At 28.8% G+C, this 20,022-nt stretch carries 20 protein-coding genes and 1 pseudogene; 10 read left to right on the top strand and 11 right to left on the bottom strand.

The window, feature by feature from the left end:
• Entirely contained in the window at window positions 1-270 is a 270-nt protein-coding gene (locus G0Q09_RS11900) for a glycosyltransferase family 2 protein (protein ID WP_219035029.1), read from the top strand.
• On the top strand, window positions 227-949 hold the full coding sequence (locus G0Q09_RS11895; protein ID WP_219035028.1) for a glycosyltransferase family protein: 723 nt from the start codon (window positions 227-229) through the stop codon (window positions 947-949). The genes G0Q09_RS11900 and G0Q09_RS11895 overlap by 44 nt, the downstream gene beginning before the upstream one ends.
• Here G0Q09_RS11895 and G0Q09_RS11890 read toward each other — a convergent pair.
• Window positions 933-1,790, bottom strand: coding sequence for a glycosyltransferase family 2 protein (locus G0Q09_RS11890; RefSeq protein ID WP_219035027.1), 858 nt, complete (start codon window positions 1,788-1,790; stop codon window positions 933-935). The genes G0Q09_RS11895 and G0Q09_RS11890 overlap by 17 nt on opposite strands.
• 125 nt (window positions 1,791-1,915) lie before the next feature.
• Between G0Q09_RS11890 and G0Q09_RS11885 the strand changes: the two genes are divergently transcribed.
• The gene (locus G0Q09_RS11885) at window positions 1,916-2,995 is read left to right on the top strand and encodes a WaaS/CpsH family glycosyltransferase (RefSeq protein WP_219035026.1); all 1,080 of its coding nucleotides are present in this window, start codon (window positions 1,916-1,918) and stop codon (window positions 2,993-2,995) included.
• Between the two features lie 7 nt (window positions 2,996-3,002).
• On the opposite strand, the gene G0Q09_RS11880 is transcribed toward G0Q09_RS11885, so the two are convergent.
• The gene (locus tag G0Q09_RS11880) at window positions 3,003-3,935 is read right to left on the bottom strand and encodes a glycosyltransferase family 8 protein (protein ID WP_219035025.1); all 933 of its coding nucleotides are present in this window, start codon (window positions 3,933-3,935) and stop codon (window positions 3,003-3,005) included.
• A 100-nt stretch (window positions 3,936-4,035) separates the two neighbouring features.
• On the opposite strand from G0Q09_RS11880, the gene G0Q09_RS11875 reads away from it, so the two are divergent.
• On the top strand, window positions 4,036-5,103 hold the full coding sequence (locus G0Q09_RS11875; protein WP_219035024.1) for an acyltransferase family protein: 1,068 nt from the start codon (window positions 4,036-4,038) through the stop codon (window positions 5,101-5,103).
• Window positions 5,094-5,768, top strand: a complete 675-nt coding sequence (locus G0Q09_RS11870; protein ID WP_219035023.1) for an NAD-dependent epimerase/dehydratase family protein — start codon at window positions 5,094-5,096, stop codon at window positions 5,766-5,768. Before G0Q09_RS11875 ends, G0Q09_RS11870 begins: the two co-directional genes overlap by 10 nt.
• Here the strand turns inward: G0Q09_RS11870 and G0Q09_RS11865 are convergent.
• Complete coding sequence (locus tag G0Q09_RS11865; RefSeq protein WP_257468219.1) at window positions 5,756-6,763, bottom strand: glycosyltransferase; 1,008 nt, start codon at window positions 6,761-6,763, stop codon at window positions 5,756-5,758. The two genes, G0Q09_RS11870 and G0Q09_RS11865, sit on opposite strands and share 13 nt — an antisense overlap.
• A gap of 108 nt (window positions 6,764-6,871) precedes the next feature.
• On the opposite strand from G0Q09_RS11865, the gene G0Q09_RS11860 reads away from it, so the two are divergent.
• The 3 genes from G0Q09_RS11860 to G0Q09_RS11850 are packed head-to-tail and all read left to right on the top strand — an operon-like array spanning window position 6,872 to window position 9,265.
• The gene (locus tag G0Q09_RS11860; RefSeq protein WP_219035022.1) at window positions 6,872-7,429 is read left to right on the top strand and encodes an acyltransferase; all 558 of its coding nucleotides are present in this window, start codon (window positions 6,872-6,874) and stop codon (window positions 7,427-7,429) included.
• A 1-nt stretch (window position 7,430) separates the two neighbouring features.
• Complete coding sequence (locus tag G0Q09_RS11855) at window positions 7,431-8,240, top strand: glycosyltransferase family 2 protein (RefSeq protein WP_219035021.1); 810 nt, start codon at window positions 7,431-7,433, stop codon at window positions 8,238-8,240.
• A complete protein-coding gene (locus G0Q09_RS11850; protein WP_219035020.1) occupies window positions 8,237-9,265 on the top strand; it encodes a glycosyltransferase family 2 protein in 1,029 nt (342 codons plus the stop codon). Before G0Q09_RS11855 ends, G0Q09_RS11850 begins: the two co-directional genes overlap by 4 nt.
• Window positions 9,266-9,325: 60 nt before the next feature.
• Here G0Q09_RS11850 and G0Q09_RS11845 read toward each other — a convergent pair whose 3' ends face one another.
• The 6 genes from G0Q09_RS11845 to nusB all read right to left on the bottom strand — a co-directional run bounded on the left by G0Q09_RS11845 (window position 9,326) and on the right by nusB (window position 14,256).
• Window positions 9,326-10,021 carry a response regulator transcription factor gene (locus G0Q09_RS11845; RefSeq protein WP_019974263.1) on the bottom strand — a complete coding sequence of 232 codons (696 nt, stop codon included), beginning with the start codon at window positions 10,019-10,021 and terminating at the stop codon, window positions 9,326-9,328.
• A 4-nt stretch (window positions 10,022-10,025) separates the two neighbouring features.
• Complete coding sequence (locus G0Q09_RS11840) at window positions 10,026-11,579, bottom strand: sensor histidine kinase (RefSeq protein ID WP_219035019.1); 1,554 nt, start codon at window positions 11,577-11,579, stop codon at window positions 10,026-10,028.
• 73 nt (window positions 11,580-11,652) lie between these two features.
• Complete coding sequence (gene coaE / locus G0Q09_RS11835; protein WP_038331123.1) at window positions 11,653-12,255, bottom strand: dephospho-CoA kinase; 603 nt, start codon at window positions 12,253-12,255, stop codon at window positions 11,653-11,655.
• A 70-nt stretch (window positions 12,256-12,325) separates the two neighbouring features.
• Window positions 12,326-12,673, bottom strand: a complete 348-nt coding sequence (gene yajC, locus G0Q09_RS11830) for a preprotein translocase subunit YajC (protein WP_038331124.1) — start codon at window positions 12,671-12,673, stop codon at window positions 12,326-12,328.
• 24 nt (window positions 12,674-12,697) lie between these two features.
• Complete coding sequence (locus G0Q09_RS11825) at window positions 12,698-13,189, bottom strand: DUF1573 domain-containing protein (protein WP_038331125.1); 492 nt, start codon at window positions 13,187-13,189, stop codon at window positions 12,698-12,700.
• A gap of 44 nt (window positions 13,190-13,233) precedes the next feature.
• A complete protein-coding gene (gene nusB / locus G0Q09_RS11820) occupies window positions 13,234-14,256 on the bottom strand; it encodes a transcription antitermination factor NusB (RefSeq protein ID WP_257468218.1) in 1,023 nt (340 codons plus the stop codon).
• On the opposite strand from nusB, the gene G0Q09_RS11815 reads away from it, so the two are divergent.
• Together G0Q09_RS11815 and G0Q09_RS11810 are read left to right on the top strand one after the other, a co-directional pair.
• Window positions 14,247-16,004, top strand: coding sequence for an ABC transporter ATP-binding protein (locus G0Q09_RS11815; RefSeq protein ID WP_219035018.1), 1,758 nt, complete (start codon window positions 14,247-14,249; stop codon window positions 16,002-16,004). The two genes, nusB and G0Q09_RS11815, sit on opposite strands and share 10 nt — an antisense overlap.
• Window positions 16,005-16,121: 117 nt before the next feature.
• A complete protein-coding gene (locus G0Q09_RS11810) occupies window positions 16,122-16,502 on the top strand; it encodes a PUR family DNA/RNA-binding protein (RefSeq protein ID WP_219035017.1) in 381 nt (126 codons plus the stop codon).
• Window positions 16,503-16,960: 458 nt separating this feature from the next.
• On the opposite strand, the pseudogene G0Q09_RS11805 reads toward G0Q09_RS11810, so the two are convergent.
• Both G0Q09_RS11805 and G0Q09_RS11800 read right to left on the bottom strand, forming a co-directional pair.
• Window positions 16,961-18,060, bottom strand: a pseudogene (locus G0Q09_RS11805) (nuclease/transposase family protein).
• Window positions 18,061-18,062: 2 nt separating this feature from the next.
• Entirely contained in the window at window positions 18,063-18,845 is a 783-nt protein-coding gene (locus tag G0Q09_RS11800; RefSeq protein ID WP_219035016.1) for an RNA polymerase sigma factor, read from the bottom strand.
• Between the last annotated feature and the right edge of the window lie 1,177 nt (window positions 18,846-20,022).

The following is a 20,022-nucleotide window of genomic DNA, read 5'->3' as shown; positions in this document are numbered from 1 at the left end:
ATGATCACAATTTTCACTCCAACCTATAACAGAGCGTATATCCTACCTCAATTATTTGAAAGTTTATTGAATCAAACGAATAAAAACTTTGAATGGTTGATTGTAGACGATGGAAGTACAGATCATACAGAACAAGTTTTAGAAAATTATATTGAAAAAGATAAACGGTTTAAATTTTACCACCGACCTGATTATCTGGTAAAAAGCGGGAATAGCTGTAGGAATTATGGATTTGAGAAATCAAAAGGAGAACTTGTTGCTTTTTTTTGATAGCGATGATGTGATGTTAGAAGATTTTTTATCTTCTCGAATTGAATTATTTACACAAAAGATTGAAATTGTCTTTGCAACTTACACCATAGTTGATGAAAATTTGAATTTCTTGAGAGAGAATGAATTTAAAATAGAAGATACTCTTATTAAGGAATATATGTTTTGGAAATTTCCTATTTTTACAGCTAGTTCATTAATCAAAAGGGAGTATTTGGAAAATAAAACGTTATTTGATCCATCTATTAAACGAGGACAAGAAACAGATTTTTATTTGAATATATTACCAAATATCAATAAGGATCAATTTTTATATGTTAAGAAGCCAACTTTTTTATATCGCTTACATGATAATTCTATAACTGGTGGAACAAAACAATATAATCCTGAATATATGGAATCCTTAATATCAATTAGAGCGAAGGCATTAAACGTAGGAAAAGAGATTAAACATAAAGAATTGGAAAAGAATTCTTATTTACATTTGATTGTATTATTATTTCAAATCATCAAAAATAAAGATGCTAAAAATCTTAGAAATTTCAATCATATTTATAAAAGTATAAATCAAATTTCTAAGATAGAAAAAATAGAAGTTGTGATAGTAAGTAATCTTCTTTGTATAATAGGTTTAACACCTAAAAAACTAGAGAAAAGATGGATTAGCTTTTTTTCTTAATCAAATATTTTAGATAAAACATCGTACCCAATAATGGGAAATTAAATAATTGTTTAATTGGATGTACAACTTTAGATTTTAGAGTTATATCCCAAAAATTTATTGCAAAATGTTTCTTTTCCTCTTGGTTGAATATATTATTACTCTTATATTTTACTTTTAAAGTAGCTAAAGAGTATTGAGGATTGGCTAACATTCTTTTGTAGATATTTTGAGACAGTCCATCTTCTAAATATTCTCCTTTAGCAAGAATATAGTCTGTATATAATATTTTATGATTATCAATGATTTGAGTTAGTATATAAGATTCCTGACAAAATTTTTCGTCCTTAAAAATAGGGAATTTATAATTTTTCAATATATTCGTTTTTAGTACGACAGATTTTTCTCCTTTTATATTCAAATGTATTTTTTTATAATCAAATGTAAGTTGATTTCCATATTTGAGAATGTCATTTGGAATTTCTTCGATGCAATTAATAAAAGTAAATCCAGCAATTTTGTTGTCTATACATTTCTTTGAAAGTTGAGAACAAACTTCAATAGCATTATCTAATAAATAATCATCGCTATCAACTGTGATAATATATTCAGTAGTTATAACATCTAAACTATTATTAATAGCAATATGTTTTCCTTGGTTTTGTTGTTTAATATATGTTATTGGAATTTTATCTTCAATAATATAAGAATTAATTAGTTCTACTGTATTATCAGTAGATCCATCATCAATAATTAACCAAACAAAATTTTTATCAGTTTGATTGATCAAACTAGTATATAATTGTGGAAGAATGTATGCTCGGTTGTATGTGGGAGTAAAAATTGTAAACTTTTTCACAAGTATATAAATTTTTTGCTAATTAATCATCAAATTTAGTAATTAATCAATTAATAGATTAATCTGAATTTAATATTTACTAAATTTGATAATTAAATTAACCATTTTAACTTATTCTTTTTAGGATGTTACCAAAAAAAATTCTTATTTTATTTCAACCACACCGTATATATACAGGTAGTTTATTAGAAATGCTTGTTAATACAATCAATACTGCGGAATTTCAAGTACAATATGTAGATATAACTGATAAACCTGAATATCATTATAATAAGATTTCTGATAAAATAAAGAATATCTACAATCGTAAAATAAAAACAAACAAACAATATATACATACTTTAGAAGCTGAGTTTTATAATCGACATTATTTAAAAAAAATAAAAGAGTTTAAAAAAAATAATTCAACAAAATTTGATTATATATTAGTTATAAAACCTGAGGAGTTTACTCCAAAAGTGATAAGAGAAGTAGTTTCTCTTGGTGATAAATCAGTGGGATATATTTGGGATGGATTAAGATTATTTCTTAAACCAAATTTATTAAAAAATAGAAAATATTTTGACGAGGTATATTCATTTGATTCAAATAATATAAAAGATCATCCAGAGATAAAGCTTAGTTTTTGTACAAATTTTAGCGTTTTTAATCAACAAGTTGTACCATATATTGACAGAAAAACCGACTTGTTTTATATCGGAGATTTAGCGGGTACTTTAGAAAGTCAACGACGTGATAAAAAATTAAGTAAATTGTTGCAAAATATTTCAGGAAAATTGGATGTCAATATTCTGTTTTCTGATAATCAAAAACATGTAGGGAAATTAAATGATCCAAATATTAAATATATTACATCATTTATTCCTATGAAAGATACTTTTGAAAGAACAAGAAATTCTAAAGTTGTAATTGATATTTGTAAAGCACATCATATTGGTTTGTCATTTCGTTTTTTTGAATGCTTAGCGACTGAGACGAAAATTATTACCAATAATAAAGATGTAGTAAATTACGATTTTTATAATCCTAATAATATTATGATTGTAGATTTCGAAAACGATATTTTAAATGAAGAATGTTTTACTACTTTTTTAGAAAATCCATACGAAAAAGTAGATCAAACAATTTTACAAAAATATTCTATAGAAAATTGGATAAAATATTTGTTTAAAGAAGACAATTATTTAGAAATTTCAAAGGAATAAAGATATCCTAAAAATAGGAAAACAAAAATTTCTCAATTATATTTAATTTTTTGTTATTCTCTAGTAAAATTTCACTTTTTAATGGAGATTTACATGCATAATAATAAAATAATTTAGAATCTATCTTATCATATTTCCATGGTTTTTCTTTCCCAACATAATGATAAATAAAATATAGTTTTTCAGCATCACTTATTTTAATATTCATAATTTTTTTTATTCCATTTACAATTAATCTTAAATAAGTGATTTTATAACTACGTGTATTGTTGAATTTTTGACTCAATAGTCTAACACCTCCGTATCGATTAAAAACTGAATTTAGTAAATCTTGATCTTGTAATTTTGGTTTTTCTATTTCTTGTAAAGAATCAAATATTTTTTGACTAACATTTTCCTTATTAATTTTTTCTAAATTATAAACCATTACACCTGCGTTAAAATATTCTTCAGGAGATATCATTTTCAATGTGTCTGTGAAATAATTTATTGGGAAATCTTTATCATTTTTATTCTTTATTTTATTTACAATAAAAGGGCTTGGACAACATAAAGCCAATTTGTCATCAAAAGAGATGTTAGCTAAATTTGAAATGTCGTAATCTATAATTAAATCGCTATCTAAATAAAGAATACGTTTGTATTGACTAAATAATTCTGGGATATAAAATCTATAATAAGTTGTAACATTCATGTAAGAATTTAAAAAAAAACGATTGTGATCGAAATTTTCCAATTTCACAAAATTCACTTTAACGTTATGGTATTTCTGTACTTGATTTTGTGTTATATTTTGATTTTTTTCAGAAATAAATTCACTTAATATATTAATTTCATATTGCGTATTTTCATTTAAATTATATAACAAAGAAGTAATGACAACGTTAGCGTATTTGAAATATTTATCATCACAAGTTAAAACAATAGGTAAAAACTTCATTTCAAAAAATTTATTCAAAAATAAGACAATATATCATTTATGATGATATTATTATGAATAAGAATATTTTAATCTATATTTGTTTTAATAACTAATCTAAATGAATACAAACCAACTTACTTTTACGAGATTTATTGCTGCTCTTTTTATTGTTATTTATCATTTTGCGAGTAGTTTGTTTATAATAGAAAATGATTTTATAAAAGTACAAAGAGAATTTTTGAATTTAGGTGTCGGGTACTTTTATGTTTTATCTGGTTTTGTCATGATGCTTGCTTATGGAGATAAAGAAAAAATTAATAAAAAAGATTATTGGATTAATCGAGTAGCAAGAGTATACCCTTTGCATATATTTACATTATTACTAACAATAATTGTTTCACTTTTAATAAGTGTAAACTATTTAGAGTATTACGATTTTAATATAAAAAGTTTTCTTATTAATGCATTGTTGATTCAATCTTGGATACCAGAATATAGTTTAAGCTGGAATGTTCCTTCATGGTCAGTTTCAGTTGAAATGTTTTTTTATTTTACTTTTCCATTTATATATAATTTTGTAATCAAGAAATTAAGTATAGTTAAAATAGGGGTTATATTCTTTATCTTTTGGGCCATTTCTCAAATAGGAATGAGTATGTTTTATCATTCTACTTCTTATGGTGGATATCAATCCCTAGATAGGTATTTCTTATATTATAATCCTTTTTTACATTTTAGCACTTTTTTAATAGGGTTATGGTTTGGTAAATTTTTCAAAGAAAATTATACTAAACTCGTTGGTAATTATGATGTTTTAATTTTTGTTGTTTTTGCATTATGTACAATTTTAGTGTATCTCTTAAAAGATCAATTCTTACATAATGGATTATTGGCAATCCCTTTTGCATTTCTAATTTCACTAGTTGCATTAAATACAGGACGTTTGACAAAATTGTTTAATAAAAAAGCATTTATATATTTAGGAGAAATAAGTTTTGCAATGTATCTTTTACAGAATCCTATTTATATTGCTTTGCGTAAAGTTTTTAAAGTTATAGGATTAAGCGATAATGGTTACTTGATATTTTTTGTAGGTTTGATCGTATTAATAATAGCATCGCATTTAACGTATAGGTTTATTGAAATTCCTATGAAAAATAGAATTAGAAAATTAAAATGGTATTAGGTAAAGGTTTAATCGCTTCTCAATTTTTGGACCATGATCTGGAAGATGTGGTGTTTTTTGCGTCGGGGGTTTCGAATTCATCTGAGAAAGATGCACAACAATTTAAACGAGAATTGGATTTGGTTTTAGAAACAATTACACAATACCCTCACCACTTATTTGTTTATTTTAGTACGTGTTCGATCTACGATTCTTCTAAGTATAATAGTCCGTATGTGTTGCATAAATTGCATATCGAAGAAGTGATTAAGCAATTTACTACAAACTATTTAATTCTTAGAATTAGCAATGCGGTTGGGAAAGGAGGAAACCCCAATTTGTTGATGAATTATCTTTATCGACAGCTCACGACGAATCAACAATTGAGTGTTCATCAACACGCTACACGTAATTTGATTGATGTGGATGATGTAAAGCATATTACACTTCAATACGTTCAATCTGGTAAATGGAATAAAATTGTGAATGTCGCTTATTCAGAGAATTTTTTTATTCCCGAGATTATTGAAGCTTTCGAAAAAAGTTTGAAAAAGCAAAGTTCGAAAATCATTGAAGATAAAGGGGAACATTATTCGATCGATATTCATGAATTGGATTATCAGTTTTCTATGCAAAACAAAAAAGAGTATTTGAATAATTTAATTAGGAAATATTACCCCTCATAACGTTTCTTAAAAATTTTAAATCCAAGATGAGTAGGAAGATTTAATAATAGATTTTCCTTTTTTTGTTGTGGTGTAAAGTCAGTGCTACAATAATCAGAAAAAGTAAGAGACGGAGCTTTTTTCATTCGATTATAATTTATTTTAAAGTACTCTTTATCTTTTAACACCTTCCATTGCATTTGTAGGATTGTTTTTTTAAAATTTATAATCCATCCTCGTATTAATTTTTTTCGATCCCTATCAGTTGTATTTTGATAAGATTTTGCAACCCATTCTAAAATTGTTTGGTGATTTTCAGAGTTCTTTTTTGTACGATTAAATACGACAGAATTTGCATGTAAATAATAATTATACGTAATGTCATCAATAATCGACAAAGTTTCTATTTTTTCCATACAATGAAACATCCATAATTCATCTTGTGCATATAATCCTGGAACAAAATAAATTTCATTTTCTTTGATAAAGCTTAATTTAATCAATTTGTTCCAAGATGAAACAGGAAAAGAACCTCGACAATAAGCTTTGAAAATTGATAGATTGTTTGAGTAAACTAGAGTTGAAAAATCTGTTGGAAAACCAAAATCTTTTGTAGAATGATCAAAAGTATTAATCCAACGATTTTGAGCAATTACCATCTCTGTTTCATTTTCTAAAACATTGTTTACTAATTTTTCTATACAATCATTTGTGATATCGTCATCACAGTCTAAAAAATAAATATATTCTCCTTTCGAATTTTCAATTCCCGTGTTTCTAACAACAGATAAACCTCCATTTTCTTTATGATGGATTAATTTGATGTCGAAATCTTTATGATTTTGAATAAAATCTTCAATAATCGCAATACTCTTGTCAGGTGTACAATCGTTTACTAAAATTATTTCGATGTTTTGATAGGTTTGATTAACCACAGATTTTAAACATCTATAGATATAATCTTCACATTTGAAAATAGGAATATTAATGCTAATTAGTGGGAAATTTGAAATCAAAGTATTAGATTTTGATAAATTTATTTTGGAAAACAAATTTAATAATATATATTAATTATTAAGTGTTAAAATACAACTTATTATATTTGTAAAAATAAACCTGAAACTATGTTAAATAAAATATTTTTGACCCTAGATAAATTAATAAATAGAGCTAAAAAGAATGAAGCTTTAAAGCTTTTCAAACAAAATTCTAAATCTAGAATTTCAAATGATTTTAAATTGGGAATTAATAATTTTTATGACATTTCTTCATCAGCTCATATCAACATAGAAGAAAATGTAACTATTAATGAATCAAATTATTTGACAATTAAGAAAGATGCCAAGTTTTCAATAGGTAAAAATACATACATCACAAGAGCTACGATTTCGTGTTTAGGAGAAATAACAATTGGTGAAAATTGTATTTTAGGAGAAGGAATGAAATTGTTTGATCATAATCATCAATATACAAAAGAAACATTTTCTGTTTCTAAAACAGATTTTAATATTGGTTTTATTAAAATAGGTAATAACGTTTGGACTGGAGCTAATGTTGTAATATTAAAAGATGTTACGATTGGAGCTAATGTAATAATAGGTGCAGGATGTGTTATTCATAAAGATGTTCCATCAAATTCTATTATTGTGAATAAACAAGAACATCTTGTAAAATCATTCTAAAATGAAATTTTCTATTCTAATTGCGCATTATAATAATTGGAATTATTTCCAAGAGTGTTATCAATCGATCAAAAATCAAACATATCAAGATTACGAAATTGTAATTGTAGATGATTTTTCTACTGATGATTCGTATGAGAAACTTACAGAGTTATCTAGAAAAGATAATAAAATTAAATTATTTCAAAATTCTGAAAATAAAAAAGTCGGATATACAAAAAGAAGATGTATTGATGAGGCTTCAGGAGAAATTTGCGGTTTTTTAGATCCTGATGATATGATTACGGTATCTGCTATAAAAGAAGTAATGAATTGTTATCATAGTAATCCGCATATTATCTCGACCTATTCTAAAATTAAGTTGATCAATGAAAAATCTGAAGAAATAGGAGAATTTAAGAATACCTTAAAAATAAAAAATGGAGATAAATTATTTTTTAATATAAACTTTGAAGTTGCCCATTTTTTTACATTTAAGAAAGAATTTTATGATAAAACTGAAGGTATTAATTCGTTTTTAATAATTTCTGAAGATCAAGATCTGTATTTAAAATTATACGAAGTAGGTGAGTTTTATTTTATTGATAAAATTCAATATTTATATAGACTTCATTATAAAGGCATATCTCAAAACAAAGGAAAAACAGCTCAACAAAAATTAGATTGGCATACAGTTTTACTAACTACATGTAGAAGAAGAAATATTTCGGTTTTATATGGCAAAAAAGTTGAATCAATAGAAAATTTACCTCGCTTTATTTTTGATCAAGAAAATACGTTCTTTAAAAAGTTAAAACGAAAATTTTTATGATCACCATAATAATAAAATCCTTCAATCGTCCATATTATTTAGATCGATGTTTACAATCAATTTATACTTGTGTAAAAGGTAATTTTGAAATTAAAATTTTGGATGACGGAACGCCTAAAAAATATTTAGATTTAATTCAATTGAAATATCCAAATGTTAATATTATTACTTCTAATCAATATTTGGACAAGATTCAAGCTATAGAGAATAATATCAATAATGGGAATAAAATTGATGGCTTTACAATACCAACAGATTTGTGGTATAATGAAGTTAAATCTTCGTCAGATTATGTTTTGGTTACGGAAGATGATGTTTGGTTTACTAAATTTATCAATATTGATGAGGTTGTAAGAGAAATGAAATCTTTTTCAATTCCGTTATTAAAGTTGGGGTGGTTAGGAAATTATTCGGATGACAAAAATTTGATAATAGATAAATTATCAGATCATCTAAATAGAACTCAACCTCAAAAATTGTTTACATCGAATAAATTTGTAATGGATTTGTTTATGTACAACAAATATAAATTTTTTACAATTTTATATAAATTAGGTTTGGTTGATAATAAAACTAAACTAAAATATTGGTCTTTAAACTCAATTTTAATGGGATTATATCAAAAAGACTATTGGCTAGCAATTTGGGATGATGCCAAAGGAAAAGTTGACGAAAAACAACAATTAAGAAATGCAGCTGCTTGGTACAATGATAACAAAAAAGCAGTTTTTGCGCGAACAAATCAAGAAGTTCTAAAAACCACCTTCAAATCATCTGCAACAGGTTCATATCACGAGTATGGAAATCATTTTGATGTGAATCGAATGAATTATATTTTGAACGAAGCTTGGTTAAATAACGAGTTTGACGCCATGCAAAATTATCCAAAAGATTTTTCTGATGATTATTTCAAATCTTTTTTAGATAAAGAAAATCATCCCGATGCACAATATGATGAATGGTTTAAATGGGCTGAAAAATTTCGTCAACAATATAGAAATTTAGGAGCAGAAGTCGATAATTAAAAATATAATACCATAAAAAAACCTCAACGTAGTTGAGGTTTTTTTCTATAAAGATTAATCTTATTCCTGAATTAAAAGTCGGAATCCTTCACCGTGAATATTCACGATTTCTACTGCTGGATCTTTCTTCAAATACTTACGTAATTTCGCAATATATACGTCCATAGAACGTGATGTAAAGTAATTATCATCATGCCAAATACGTGTTAAGGCAATCTCACGAGGCATTAAATCATTTTTGTAAACTGCCAATAAACGTAATAATTCGTTTTCTTTTGGCGAAAGTTTTTGTGATTTACCATCGTAAATTAATTGTCTCAATTTTGCATTGAACGTAAACTTACCAATTTTGAAATCTTCTTGTTCAAATTTTTCTTCTTCGCCAGAATTACGTTGTAAAACAGCTTTTATTTTGTACAATAAAACTTCCGAATCAAATGGTTTTAAGACATAGTCGTCTGCTCCAATTTTGTAACCATTCAAAACATCCTCGCGCATGTTTTTCGCTGTTAAAAATATAATTGGTTGTTCACTTTTTAGTTCTTTGATCTCTTTTCCTAATGTAAAACCATCTTTTTTAGGCATCATTACATCAAGGATGCATAGATCATAATCACTTTCTTTAAATTTGGCAAGACCGTCCTCACCATCGATTGCGTGCGTTACGTCAAAATCGTTTATAACCAAATAATCCTTTAATACACTTCCGAAGCTTGGATCATCTTCTACTAAAAGTAATCGTTGTTTATCACTCATTGATCTATGATTTTAGAGGAATTTTAATGAAAAAAGTACTTCCTTTTCCTGCGGCACTTTCTGCCCAAACTTGTCCGCCATGTAGCTGAACGATTTTTTTGACATAAGCCAACCCAAGTCCATGACCTTTTACATTGTGTATATTTCCCGTTTCTTCTCTATAAAATTGTTCAAATATTTTTTTCAGAACGCTTTGCGGCATTCCCATTCCTTTATCAGAAATTTCAATTAAAAAATTGTTGTCTTTGTTGTATGTTTTTACTCTAATCTCCGGTGTGTTTGGAGAGTATTTTCGAGCATTATCCAATACATTAATAACGATATTCTCTAAATGGAACGGATCTCCTTTTACAAATGATTGTTCTGCGTTGTATTCTTCAAATATTGTACCATTTCTTTCTTCTACAATAAATCTTATCGGCTCAACACTTTTTTGTACAATCCCATTCAAATTTACTTCCTGAAAATTCATATCCATTTGATTGCGATCAAGCTTCGACATTCGTAAGACCATCTCAACGTGAGCATTCATACGTTTGTTTTCTTGTTTGATCAAATCTGCATAATATTTCACCTTTTCAGGATCAGTAAATATTTTTTCGTTACGCAATGCATCAGACGCAATATTAATGGTTGCAATAGGCGTTTTGAATTCGTGCGTCATATTATTGATAAAATCGGTCTTAATTTCCGAACTCTTGCGTTGCAATTGCATGTAATAAATTGACAATGAGAAAACCGTAATAATAATCATGGTTAAGATAAATGTCAATGAAATAACTGGAACTGTTGGCGCAACAATGGCTAAATTTCGGTTAACAAAATTTGCTGCCAAATAATATTCGATATGATCCTTTCTATCCAAAAATAGCGGAACCATAAATTCGATTTTATTGCGATCAAAATCTTTTGATTTGACATTTGTTTCTGTCGAATCTTTTTTTAAAACTGCCAAAATTGGCATTGCTTGATGAATTCCTCTGTTGCGTAATTCGTTTTTTAAAATCGAATCTAACATGGCATAATTCACACGTTTGTCGATTGGCGTAGAGCCTGCATCCCAACGCGCAGCGCTTTCCAGCGTAAATGTTCCGTCTTGTAAAGCGTGCTCAAAATTCAGATTCAGATTCGGAATTCCTCTAGCAGAAGAATCTTTGTTTATCTTGAAAACGCGTTCTTGCGAATAAATATTCGCTTTCGTCAAACTATCATTGTATTTTCCAGATGACGGCAACATCGATTTTTCGACCACATAGCGCGTAACATAAGCATACGTTACACCAAGCGAATCTTTGATGACTTGATTGGTTACAACTTGCGGTTTATCTTTATTTGACTTTAAATCTGATTGTATATTATTGAATTTCTTATAATATCGCTCTAATTCGTTTTTATTTATTTTTTCAGTTGTATAATTCATCGCTTGGTACACGTTGTTGTTAAAACTGTCTGTACCGTTCTGAATTGTTAAGTTTAGCCAATAGAATTGAATGATTATCAATCCTATAAGCGCAACACTCATGATAACGATTAAGATTTTATAAAATCCTTTTTTCATTTATTTTTTTATTGAATGATTAAAAATAGTTTAATCTTTTCTAATTTCTATCTTTTTGTTAAAATTTGGACGATTAAATCATTTTTTTGATTTTGATAAACGTTTCTTCCACTTCATTTTTCAAGTGAGCTAAATCGCCATTATTATCAATGATAAAATCTGATTTAGCAATTCGTTCTTCGTCCGAAATCTGATTGTTTATTCTTGCAAGAATTTCTTCTCGTGATAAACCATCTCTTTCTATAGTTCGTGCAATTCGCGTTTCTATATCAACCACTACACTTATCACAACATCGCAATCTTTATAACTACCACTTTCTATTAAAATAGCAGCTTCTTTCATCACAATATCCGATTTTTGAGCTTTTTTCCAATTTTCAAAATCTTGGAAAACTGCTGGATGAACAATTGAATTTAATAGCTTCAATTTTTCATTATTCTGAAAAACTTGTTTTGATAGATATGGTTTATTCAAACCATTTTCATTGTAAGCTTCTTCACCAAAAGCTGCAATAATTTTAACTTTTACTTCAGAGTTTTCATTTTGAATCGTTTTGGCTCTTGTGTCAGAATTATATACCGGAATACCTAATTCTTCGAAGAATTTTGCTGCTGTACTTTTGCCAGAGCCTATTCCGCCAGTAATTCCTGCTACAAAAGGTTGGTTGTTTTTCATGGTTTGAAGTTAAAAAAATGCCGAAGAATAATTCCTCCGGCAATCAGTTAAATATATGTTAACCTTAAACTTAGTTTTTTTCTTCAACTGCTTTTTCTGATTTGTCAGTCGTTTTTGAATAACGTGCAGCAGTTAATTCGCGAGAAATTGCAGCTTTTTCGAATTTAATTTTTCCAGCTCCAGTTTCGATGATAACAGCGTCGTCATAAATTTCGTTGATTTTCCCGTGAATACCAGAAGTTGTTACAACTTGATCACCACGTTTGATATCCGTTTGAAATTGTTTTTCTTGTTTCGCTTTCTTTTGTTGAGGACGAATCATGAAAAAGTACATAATTACGAACATCCCTCCGAACATCAAAAGCATAGACATTCCTCCGCCTTGTGCACCAGCTTGTAAAAAGATTGTTTGAATCATTTTTATATTTTATCGATTTAATACTTATTGTCCAAATGCTTGTTGTGCATTTTGATCATTTGCAGTAGCTCCAACAACGTTTGCAGAAATGTCAAATTTCTCGTGACCATTTGTTGTGTTCGTTACTAAAGTTACTGTTTTTTGTTGTTTACCGTTCATGTTTCCAGCTGTGTACACAACTTTGATAGAATCTGTAGCTCCTACTGCAATTGGAGTAGAAGGAAATTCAGGAACTGTACAACCACAAGTTGCAGACGCATCGCGAATAACTAATGGAGATTTACCATCGTTTTTGAACTTGATATATGTTTCTACTTTATTGTTAGCTTGTACATCGCCAAAATCGTGATTTGCTTCTGCTAATGTTAAAACTGGAGCTGTAGCTGGATCTACAACATTTTCAGCTTGTTGAGCTGTTTCTTCTGCTGTAAAATTGTCGCTAGCTTTTTTTTCTCCACAAGAGCTGATTGCGAATGATAATGCAAATGCACCTAAAATAAATAATTTACTTTTCATTTTTATAATTATTTGTCTTAGTCAAAATTAAGAAAAAATAGTGATTATAATAAACCTCTACCGTATTTTGGTAAATTATTATTGTCTTTTAACTCTTTTAATGTTTTATCTAAGATTCCGTTAACAAAAACACGCGATTTTTCTGTTGAATAACTTTTCGCTAATTCCACATATTCGTTAATCGTAACTTTTGCAGGAATATTTGAGAAATATAAAAACTCTGTCAAAGCCATTTCCAAAATAATTAAATCGATTGTCGCAATACGATCTAATTCCCAGTTTTGAGCTTTTTCGTCAATGATTTTTCTAGTTTCTGCTTGGTAACGGATGGTTTTACGGAATAATTCTTCAGTAAATTTTTTGTCATCTAAGTCTTTGTAAACTTTGAATAATGAAATCAATGGTGAACTGTTTTGACGGAACGATTTTATCGTTGTATGCACCATTGCATTTGCAATATGTACATCGTCTGCCCACGTGATCTGAATTCCTTCTAAGTAATCGTGCAAATCTTCATATTCAGCAATAAATTCTACGAAAAAGTTCAAGATAAATTCTTTGTCTTCTTCAAAAGAATGTTTGTCGCTGCTCATGTACGTTTTGTACAATTCACTTTCTGTCAAATTTTTAAAGATATTGTTTGGATAAGAATCATAAATATCCCAAAGTAAAAATTTGTTGTCATTTGAATAACGAGATAATTCAAGATTTTGTTCAATAATTTTGAATACTTTATTCTGAACAAATTTTAAATTTGGATTTAAATCTTCTTGGGTTGGAAAGTTTTTTGATTTTGCAAGTTCAATTTTATGCTCTGCAATGTCCTTTTGAACTTTAATCAAATTTAGGAGATAAATGTACAAATCGTAGATTTGATCGATACTTTTCATCATATTTTTCTCGACCGCTCTTTCTTCGCCTTCAGTTCCTAAACTATTGTAAGCATAGATATTCTGCATTACTTTTTCGCGTAGTTGTCTTCTTCCCAACATAATTTCAATGATATAACGTCTAATAAATTGATGCAAAGGTAAAAAAAAGAATGTAATTTTGTTTTGTGAAATCATTACAAAAGTTAAATAAATTTTTATGGAAGTATAAATGGAGAATATTTTTGGGCTTCATTTTTACGATTTGTGCCAATTGGGTGCAGGTTTATTCCGTTACATATATTAGAGAAGCAATCAATACAGTTGAAGAATTGCTACGAAATTTTAAGAAAGAAGGAACAGATAATCTCGATCTTTTGAAAGATGGTTTGATGTACGCCAGCTTGGCTTTTTTCTTTTTTAAAGTTTTGGGAGGAGTTTTGACAGTTGGTACTCGACAAATGATCATTGTAGCATCGCGTTATATTGAGTTCGATTTGAAAAATGTGATTTACGATAAGTATCAAAAATTATCGTTGTCCTTTTACAAAAAACACAAAACGGGCGATTTGATGAATCGGATTACCGAAGATGTCGGATTGGTACGCATGTATCTTGGCCCTGGAATTATGTATCCAATTGATTTGGTATCGCGAGTTGTGATTATTGCGTATTTTATGTTGCAAATTGATAAGCAATTAACGCTTTATACATTGGCTCCTTTGCCTATTTTATCATTGTTAATTTATAATGTTGCACGAAATATTAACAAGAAAAGTAAGCGCGTACAAGAACAACAATCTACGATTTCGTCGTCTGTGCAAGATACTTTTGCTGGGATTCGCGTGATAAAATCATTCAACTCAGAAGAATTTATAAAATCTAAATACGAAGTTGAAGCAGATGAATATCAGAAACGTGCGCTTAATTTAGCTCAAATTCAAGCTGCTTTTGGACCTTTGATGGTTGTTGTAGTTGGAGTGAGTAATTTGGTGATTTTGTATTTGGGAGGAGTAAAATATATAGAAGGAACAATGGATATTGGTTCTATTGCTCAATTTTTCCTTTACCTAAATATGTTAATTTGGCCATTTACTTCGTTGGGTTGGATTACGATGGTTGTACAGCGTGCAGAAGCGTCGATGTTTCGTATCAACGAATTTTTGAATGCCGAAACTGATGTAAAAGAAAAACAATTAGTGAATCACGAAGTAGAAGGTACAATTGAATTTAAGAATGTGACGTATATCTACGAAAACACAGGAATTAAAGCGTTGGATAATGTTTCGTTCAAAATTAATAAAGGTGAAACTTTAGCGATTCTTGGAAAAACAGGTTCAGGAAAATCGACAATTGCTTTGTTGGTTGCGCGTTCGCTGGAACCGACTTCTGGTGAAATTTTGATTGATGATAAAAATATTCATGATATTAATGTAGAATCTATTCGAGAAGAAATTGGTTATGTACCGCAAGAAGCTTTCCTTTTCTCGGATTCGTTAACCAATAATATTTTGTTTGGTTCTGACGATACAGATGAGCAAACGGCTGAAATTTTTGCGAAGAAAGCTGTTGTTCATGATAATATTGATCGATTTAAAGAACGTTATGAAACAGTTGTTGGAGAACGTGGAGTGACACTTTCTGGTGGTCAAAAACAACGTGTTTCTATAGCTCGTGCTTTGGTGAATGATCCGAAAATATTAATATTTGATGATAGTTTGTCAGCTGTAGATACCGAAACAGAAGAACAAATCTTAAATAATTTATCTTCTGAAATTAATGGTAAAACGACCATCATTATTACGCATCGTGTATCTTCTGCAAAACGTGCTGATCAGATTTTGGTTTTAGAAGATGGTCATGTTTTAGAAAATGGTTCGAACAGTGAATTATTAAATAAGCATGGTTATTATTATGAATTGTACAATAAACAACTGCTAGATTAAGTTTATTAATAGAGATTTAATAAAATAATAGAAAATATTTGCTTAAAATGTTGTTGTTTTCTTAATTTTTTTTAGATTTGTTAGGAAACATTTAACAATTAAACTCTATTTAGACTTATGAATGATTTTGAAAACCAAGAAAAGGTGGATGCAGAAGGAGTCTTTTCAAAGGTATTAAGGGCTGGGAGAAGAACTTATTTCTTCGATGTTCGCGAAACAAGAGCAGGTGATTATTACTTGACGATTACAGAAAGTAAAAAAAATACGCAGGACGATGGAAATGTGTATTACAAAAAACATAAAATCTACTTGTACAAAGAAGATTTTGAAAGCTTTAAGGAAATGTTAGACGAAACGACTGATTTTGTTTTTGCACAAAAAGGACAAGAGGTAATTTCGGAAAGACATCAGAAAGATTTTGATCCAAAAAGTAAAGTTGTGAGTAAAGAGGAAACGCAAGTAGAATCTTTTACCAATATCGATTTTGACGATATATAGACTTTACTAAATATGCGTAAAAAGAAACCTCCGCTCAATAACTTGAGCGGAGGTTTTTATTTTATAGAATTAAAAACATTTAGAGATTCCTCCTAATGTTGGAATGACATTATTTCGAAATTAATCAAATAAACAAAAAGCTAGTTTTAGTTGTCATATTGAGTGATTTTTCGATTTGATAGAATAAGTAAGTTGTATTGAAGCAGCTTGAAAGAAAATTTATTTTATTTTAAATTCGGTGCTGTAACGAGTGCCTTTACTATTCATAATTTCAAAGATAAAGACTTAAAAATCAAACTCTATTTTGTCTACGTAAAGTTAGCAACTCCAAAGAGTATCTGCTATTAACTATTGATAAAAGTAAGTGAGCTCACGCGTTGTATATGTTGTTTACATTTAGTGAGTGTTCGTGATCAACCTCACCTTATGGGTGTACAATCACCCTCAAAAATTATAGTTTATGCTATAATAAGCTCTATTCCTGCTTTATCTGCCTTATATTTTATTTTGGTCATCAGTTTATAATAACTCCAATTTCTCAGTACAAAATCTTCTTCTTTGGCCAGCTCTATCTTTTCTTCTTGATCCATTAAAATAAGTGTTCCTGCTTTATTATTTACACAAAAATCAATTAACTTTCTGCTGTAAACATGTAGTCGATGATGCACATAATTTTTTTCTACTTGACTCATTTTATCTAGCGCTTTTAGTTTCCTCGTTTTTCCTTTGCCCGATTTTGCATAAGTTGCCCCAATTTGTATTCGTTTACGGGACGCTTGTATCGCTAACCTTCGGTATAGAAACTCTTCTTTGGTTCCTATAGTAAGCCGAGATTTTCCTATTTTTACAACCAACGGATATTCTAAAGAGAGAGAGAAGCTTCTGCAATAATTTCGGGTTGTAATTGATGATTTTCTTTTTCGATCTCAACAACAGCTAACCAAAATATTTTACTTTTTTCTAACTTTATTTGTGATGTACAAAGTTTAATTTCTCCGCTTACCACTTGTTCCAATAACCTTTTATTACTTGTAAAATCTTTCCCCAAATAGGTTTTGAATGGAAGTTGAAACAACCGAAAACAAAAACATTTTTTCTCAGGATTGTAAGAGAAGCTACGTATACTTTCTGCTCCAAAAGGAAATGCCATATCTCGTTTAAAATTTTTTAACGAAGCTTCTCCTTTCCAATATCTTTGAGAATCTTTGTTGTATGAACTATGGAGTCTGTTATTTAAACAAGATAATATATTGGTTGGAATTTCACCTTTAAAACGGTCTGATAGCACACGATAAGTGGTACTCATTTGCGAATTTTTTAATATACCCTCTGCATCTTTCTTCTCGTCCATTAATTTATATTTAACACCTTCAGAGAGGTACAAAAAATCTTTCATCATTTCTTGTAAATACAAATGAGAAACAATCAAATTAGCGGCTTTAAAACATCTGTTTTGCCATCTATAAAGCTTGTCTAATGCCTCTTTGCGTTCTTCTTGAGTTGGTAAATCGATAAGTATTTGTATTTTTCGAGTGAGTATTAAAGTAGATTTTTCCATGATCAATAGTTTAGGGATTGAACTTTGTTTTGTTGAGTGAATTTATAAGCGACTATAAATTCATTGTGTACCTCTTTTTGAGACAATTGTAATGCTGAAGCTATTGTTGAAAAAGATTGTTTATGCATACATCGAAGTTTTAAAATCAACGATTGTGTTTCAGATATTTGATTTTCCTTCTCTGCTGTAGAGACTGTTTTGGTTTTAATAATTAATTTATCTTGGTGACTTAAAATCTTCTTAAGATCATCAATAGCATGTTTAATTTCGTTACTCGTTTCAGTGATTCCTCTTCCCATTGCTTTAGCAATCGCTTTGTATTGAAATCCATGTTTTAAACAGAGTTCAATCAAATGCTTTCTTTCAGCACTTAATAAGGGTAATACTTTTATAATTTGATCAAAATAGTGCTGTTGTGTTTCTTGTTCGTTTAGGTTTTGAATGTTATCTGCGGGATCATATCCAGCCAAATAACTTTGATAATTCTCATAACTTTCTAGTGAACTTACAGTTCTAAAAAACTTATTCTTCGGTTTAGCATAATGCGAATAGCAACTGTATTTCATTACAAACCTTAAAAAGAAAAAGATATGATAAGGAGATTCCATCTTTTCGCGATATTCCCATAATTTTAGAAATGCATCTTGTACCAAGCATTCTACTACAAATTCATCCTCAATTATTTGTTTACCAAACCAAAAGATTCGTTTATTGTACCTGACATAAATACGTTCGAAGGCAGTAGAATTACCTTTTTTTAATAATTCAAATTCTTTTTCTAGCATAATAAAGGTGGTTTTATTTATGTTTTACGTGATACGTCTTACGTTCTACGTTTTTACATAAGTTTTTTAAAATTCAACATTAGTTTTAAAAGCCTCTCCTTTTCCTGTACATCGCGCCAACTTTGTTTTTGGGAAAGGGGGTTTTTGTTAAGTTTTACGCTCTACGCTTAACGTTTTACGTTATTTTTTTTAGTTTTACGTGATACGTATTAAGTTCTACATTTTTATTCTTATTATATTCAAATTCACTTATAACAAAGAATTTTAGAGTCGACATACGATTTGTAGACGAGCTTCAATTCATTGAAACAAGCGTAAAAAAGATTAGTGAGCGATAGCGAATCATTTAATCTTTTTAGTGCGTGAAATGGTAATTGAACGTCGAAAATCGCAGTCTTGATTTTTTTTGTTTCGTTTTTTTTATCAAGAAAAAAAATGAAAGTAAAATTCTTTTTATCATATGATACTCATCAAAGCTTATCATTTAGCTGTCATTCTGGGCTTGTCTCAGAATCGCATTTAATTTGCTATTCTTAAGCTAGCAGATTCCTCATCCGTTCTCACTACTTCGGAATGACAATTACTAACTGTCATTTCGAGGTATCGAGAAATCTTTTGTCACTTTTTTGCGTCAAAAAAACTAACGAAAAAAGACTTGGCTGTAAACCTATCTACTAAAAATGTTCTCATTCCACTAAACATTTTACAAACCCTACGGGCTAAAACCTTTTTAACGTTACATTTAACCATTTTCTTAACGTGAGAGTTTTAATGTCGGTTTTTTTCATCCTTTTTTCAATATTCAAATCCTTTTTTAATAACGGATTTTAGAGTCGACATACGATTTGTAGACGAGTTTCAATCCATTGAAACAAGCGTAAAAAAGATTAGTAAGCGTATGCGAATCATTTAATCTTTTTAGTGCGTGAGATGGTAATTGAACGTCGAAAATCGCGGTCTTGATTTTTTTTGTTTCGTTTTTTTTATCAAGAAAAAAAAATGAAAGTAAAATTCTTTTTATCATATGATACTCATCAAAGCTTATCATTTAGCTGGATATCCTAACGAAAGTTCCAGAGTAAGAAAAGGTATATAATACTTATCTTACAATTATGAAAGGAATAAAAAATCATTACGATGCTTCATTTAAATTACGAGCGGTAGAATTGAGTTATGA

The organism is Empedobacter falsenii (genome assembly GCF_019308355.1).
Classification (GTDB): Bacteria; Bacteroidota; Bacteroidia; order Flavobacteriales; family Weeksellaceae; genus Empedobacter; species Empedobacter falsenii_B.
This window is presented reverse-complemented; position numbering and strand designations above follow the sequence as displayed.

What these genes read in the sequence shown, in the direction of transcription:
- G0Q09_RS11825 (WP_038331125.1), bottom strand. Translation starts at nt 13,189, where the DNA reads ATGAAAAGTAAATTATTTATTTTAGGTGCATTTGCATTATCATTCGCA.
- G0Q09_RS11900 (WP_219035029.1), top strand. Translation starts at nt 1, where the DNA reads ATGATCACAATTTTCACTCCAACCTATAACAGAGCGTATATCCTACCT.
- G0Q09_RS11800 (WP_219035016.1), bottom strand. Translation starts at nt 18,845, where the DNA reads ATGCTAGAAAAAGAATTTGAATTATTAAAAAAAGGTAATTCTACTGCC.
- G0Q09_RS11895 (WP_219035028.1), top strand. Translation starts at nt 227, where the DNA reads ATGGATTTGAGAAATCAAAAGGAGAACTTGTTGCTTTTTTTTGATAGC.
- G0Q09_RS11870 (WP_219035023.1), top strand. Translation starts at nt 5,094, where the DNA reads ATGGTATTAGGTAAAGGTTTAATCGCTTCTCAATTTTTGGACCATGAT.
- G0Q09_RS11840 (WP_219035019.1), bottom strand. Translation starts at nt 11,579, where the DNA reads ATGAAAAAAGGATTTTATAAAATCTTAATCGTTATCATGAGTGTTGCG.
- G0Q09_RS11880 (WP_219035025.1), bottom strand. Translation starts at nt 3,935, where the DNA reads ATGAAGTTTTTACCTATTGTTTTAACTTGTGATGATAAATATTTCAAA.
- nusB (WP_257468218.1), bottom strand. Translation starts at nt 14,256, where the DNA reads ATGATTTCACAAAACAAAATTACATTCTTTTTTTTACCTTTGCATCAA.
- G0Q09_RS11855 (WP_219035021.1), top strand. Translation starts at nt 7,431, where the DNA reads ATGAAATTTTCTATTCTAATTGCGCATTATAATAATTGGAATTATTTC.
- G0Q09_RS11885 (WP_219035026.1), top strand. Translation starts at nt 1,916, where the DNA reads ATGTTACCAAAAAAAATTCTTATTTTATTTCAACCACACCGTATATAT.
- G0Q09_RS11860 (WP_219035022.1), top strand. Translation starts at nt 6,872, where the DNA reads ATGTTAAATAAAATATTTTTGACCCTAGATAAATTAATAAATAGAGCT.
- G0Q09_RS11845 (WP_019974263.1), bottom strand. Translation starts at nt 10,021, where the DNA reads ATGAGTGATAAACAACGATTACTTTTAGTAGAAGATGATCCAAGCTTC.
- coaE (WP_038331123.1), bottom strand. Translation starts at nt 12,255, where the DNA reads ATGAAAAACAACCAACCTTTTGTAGCAGGAATTACTGGCGGAATAGGC.
- G0Q09_RS11810 (WP_219035017.1), top strand. Translation starts at nt 16,122, where the DNA reads ATGAATGATTTTGAAAACCAAGAAAAGGTGGATGCAGAAGGAGTCTTT.
- yajC (WP_038331124.1), bottom strand. Translation starts at nt 12,673, where the DNA reads ATGATTCAAACAATCTTTTTACAAGCTGGTGCACAAGGCGGAGGAATG.
- G0Q09_RS11850 (WP_219035020.1), top strand. Translation starts at nt 8,237, where the DNA reads ATGATCACCATAATAATAAAATCCTTCAATCGTCCATATTATTTAGAT.
- G0Q09_RS11875 (WP_219035024.1), top strand. Translation starts at nt 4,036, where the DNA reads ATGAATACAAACCAACTTACTTTTACGAGATTTATTGCTGCTCTTTTT.